General features: G+C 59.6%; 3 protein-coding genes. 2 read left to right on the top strand and 1 reads right to left on the bottom strand.

Translation table 11 applies throughout. The features are described 5' to 3' along the window. Positions 1 to 67: 67 nt before the first annotated feature. Together PHW69_10045 and PHW69_10040 are read left to right on the top strand one after the other, a co-directional pair. Entirely contained in the window at positions 68 to 1,789 is a 1,722-nt protein-coding gene (locus PHW69_10045) for a glycosyltransferase family 39 protein (protein MDD4005524.1), read from the top strand. Positions 1,790 to 1,918: 129 nt separating this feature from the next. Continuing rightward, positions 1,919 to 2,353: an EamA family transporter gene (locus tag PHW69_10040; protein ID MDD4005523.1), complete on the top strand. Its 435-nt coding sequence runs from the start codon at positions 1,919 to 1,921 to the stop codon at positions 2,351 to 2,353. Between the two features lie 36 nt (positions 2,354 to 2,389). Here the strand turns inward: PHW69_10040 and PHW69_10035 are convergent. Further along, positions 2,390 to 3,154, bottom strand: a 765-nt coding sequence (locus PHW69_10035; GenBank protein ID MDD4005522.1) for an ATP-dependent helicase C-terminal domain-containing protein, incomplete at its 5' end; no start/stop codon positions are given.

The following is a 3,154-nucleotide window of genomic DNA, read 5'->3' as shown; positions in this document are numbered from 1 at the left end:
GCGGGGCCGGAGTTATTGAGGCGGCCGGCCTGAACCCGTGCAAGTTTGTTTTTTTGAGGTTTTTGTCATGGCGATATTCACAACCAAGCCGCCGCGGTCCGGGCAGGAAAATTCAAAGCGGTTTGTTATAATTCTTGTTTTGGCTATGGCGAGCGGGTTCGCGCTCAGGGCGGCGGGCATATTCGACGGTCTGCCCGCGGTTTTTAACGGCGACGAGCCGCATTTTGTCAATACCGCTGTTTATCTTGGCGGAGCGCACACCTTGAATCCGCCTTTTTTCAAGTACCCCACATTATGGATGTATTCGCTGCTGGGCGCGCTGGGCGCGCTGTTCGCGGTCTGGTCCGGGTTCGGGCTGCGGCATACGGCGCAGGAGTTCGGGGTGCTGTTCGCGTCGGATCCTTCGCTGTTTTACATCACCGCGCGGCTGCTCGCGTGTCTGGTTTCAACCGCGGCGGCGTGGGTCGTTTACGCTACAGGCCGGCTTTTATGGAACCGGCGGGTCGCGCTGGGCGCGGCGGTTTTATGCGCGCTGCTGCCGTCGCTGGTGGATGGCGCGCATTATGCCAAATGGGATTCGATGTTTCTGCTGGCCTGTTCGGCCGCATGGTATTTCGCCGTGCGGCTGTACCGGGACGGGGGCGATAAAAATTACGTTTTGTGCGGACTCGCGCTCGGGCTGGCCGTGTCCACTCATTATATGGCGTGGATGCTGTGCGTTATTTTGCCGCTTGCTCATATAGCGCGAGGCAGGGAACGGAATTTGCCCTGGCGCGCCATCTGCTCCGATTACCGGTTGTGGCTGGGCGCGGGTTTGGCGCCGGCCGGTTTTTTGATAGGCACGCCTTATGCGGCGCTGGATTTTCCCAGTTTCCGCGCCAGCATAGCCGACGTGTTCGCTTACGCGCGGGAGCGCAAGCTGGTCATGTCGTCGGTGGACAGGCTGGATGTGGCGAAAGCGGTGGTTGCCAACATTGTCTGGTTTGCCGGCAGATCGCCCGCGATTCTGGCTGCGGCGGCAGCTTTTGCGGGGCTGGCATTAAAGTTTCCGTGGCTGGCTTTATTGTTTGCCGGCCCGCTGGCGGTCAGCGTGGTTTTTCTGTCCGGCCAGCCGGACGGAGGGTTCATCAGGTATACGTTCCACTCCGTTGCGGTGTTATGTCTTTTGACGGCGGTTGGCGCGGAGGCGTTCGCGGCAAGAATGAGAAGCAAGGCGGCGTATCCGGTGATTATAGCGGTTTTGTCTTTGCTGGCGTTTGCCGGCAGCGCCGGTATTGTGAGGGAACGCCTTATGCCGGACACCCGCACTCTGGCAGCCCGCTGGATAGAGCGGAATATCGCGCAGGATACGGGCATTCTGATGGATCAGCCGCATTCGTCGCCCTCTATACGGATGGGACGGCTTCAGGCGCAGATGCTTTACCGCAAAACCACGGAACTGAAAAACCCGCGTGCCGGATATTTTCAGTATCTGCTCAAGTCCAATCCGCAAGGGTATCGCATTTTCGAGATGGAACGCTCGGCAAGCGAGCTGGCCACCATGCCCGCCATGCGCGCCAGCACCGAGCAGACGCGGGAGCTGGCGCCGTTGTCGGACACGCCTGCCCAGCTGGCCGCGCGCGGAATCCGGTATGTGGCGTTTACCAGCTATGGCATAACGGAAAATACCGGCCCGGCGGCCGCCGCGTTTATCGGCGCGGTACGGAAAGCTGGTTCTCCGGCGGCTGTATTCCGGCCGGAGCCGGGGAAAACAAAAGGCCCGGAGATCCGGCTCTATCGCCTGAACTGAAGCCGGTTGCGGCGTGCCGGGATTTTGTGGGGCAAGCGATGAAAGCCCCTTCCGGCGGGCGGTGCGTCCGGTTTTTTCATTGCGGGCGGGATTGGGCCGGTTTGAGCAGTTTTTTAGTGAGCATGCCTTATGGTGATACAAACTGGAAATAGCTGGGTTTTGTGGGCGTTGCTGTCCGCTTTTTTCGCCGGGCTGACGGCTGTTTTGGCCAAGATAGGGGTTTGCGGCGTCAATTCGCATATGGCGACGGCTGTCAGAACCGTTGTGGTGCTGGTTTTTACCTGGGGTATCGCGCTTGCCTCAACCGGTATCGCGCCGCTGCACGCGTTTACGCGCCGCACCTGGCTGTTTCTTATATTGTCGGGCCTGGCTACGGGGCTGTCGTGGCTGTGTTATTTCCGCGCTTTGCAGCTGGGGCAGGCTTCCCGTGTCGCGCCGGTGGACAAACTGAGCGTGGTTTTCGCGATTGTGCTGGGCGCGCTGGTTCTGCATGAACGGCTGACGCCGCAGCATTTCGCCGGCGGTATGCTGATCGTTGCGGGCGCGGTCATACTGGCCTTGTAATTGAACGCCGCAAAGCGCGGCCCGCGCTTTGCGGGGTTACAGCCATTTATGTTTCGGGTAGCGGCGTGCGAGCGCGGGCTTGAGTCTGGGATAGCTTTCAGCCCAGAAATTTTTAAGATCTTTCGTCACCTGCACCGGCCGCATGGAGGGCGCCAGTATATGTATTACCAGCGGCACGCGCCCGGCGGCGATGCGCGGGGTTTCGGACAGGGTGAACAGATCCTGTATTTTTGCCTCGAGATAGGGTTCCTGTCCGCTCTGGTAGCGGATTTTGGCTTTGCGGCCGCCTGGCATGTCCAGTTTTAAAGGCGCGTGTTTTTCAAGCAGCCGGTTTTTCTCCCAGTCAAACCAGTTCTGCAAAACCGGCATGACAGGCCGGTTTTTGGCTTCGGACACGCTTTTCGCGCCGGCGCAGATATCGGCGATGACCAGATCAAGGTCGTCTTCTCCGAGCGGTTCGAGCCCGAAATCCGGGCAGGTTCTGGACAGAAATTCCACACGCGCGAGCCATTGTCCGACCTGCTCGTCCCAGTAACGCAGTTTGTGGCGTCCGCTGGTGAACTCTGCGGCGATCAGATCCGCCGATGGTATGCCTTTCGCGGCGGACGTGATTTCCCTGCGCACGATCATATCGTTGTACATGGTTAGAACTTCCGTGACCGGGCTGAGCGTGTTTTTATCCAGCGCGGGCCGCGCCACTGTTGCAATGGCGTTTGGAAACGCCGACTTCAGCCACTCTTCGCGCACTTCCGTGGCGAAAGACAGGATGATATCCGCGCCGCCCCGGCGCACGCTTTCAAG

The organism is Elusimicrobiaceae bacterium, assembly GCA_028700325.1.
In the GTDB taxonomy this organism is placed as follows: domain Bacteria; phylum Elusimicrobiota; class Elusimicrobia; order Elusimicrobiales; family Elusimicrobiaceae; genus JAQVSV01.
The sequence above is the reverse complement of the archived record's forward strand: the minus strand, read 5'-3'. Positions and strand labels throughout refer to the sequence as shown.

Coding starts and splice junctions, on each gene's coding strand:
- PHW69_10045 (MDD4005524.1), top strand. CDS start 68: ATGGCGATATTCACAACCAAGCCGCCGCGGTCCGGGCAGGAAAATTCA.
- PHW69_10040 (MDD4005523.1), top strand. CDS start 1,919: ATGGTGATACAAACTGGAAATAGCTGGGTTTTGTGGGCGTTGCTGTCC.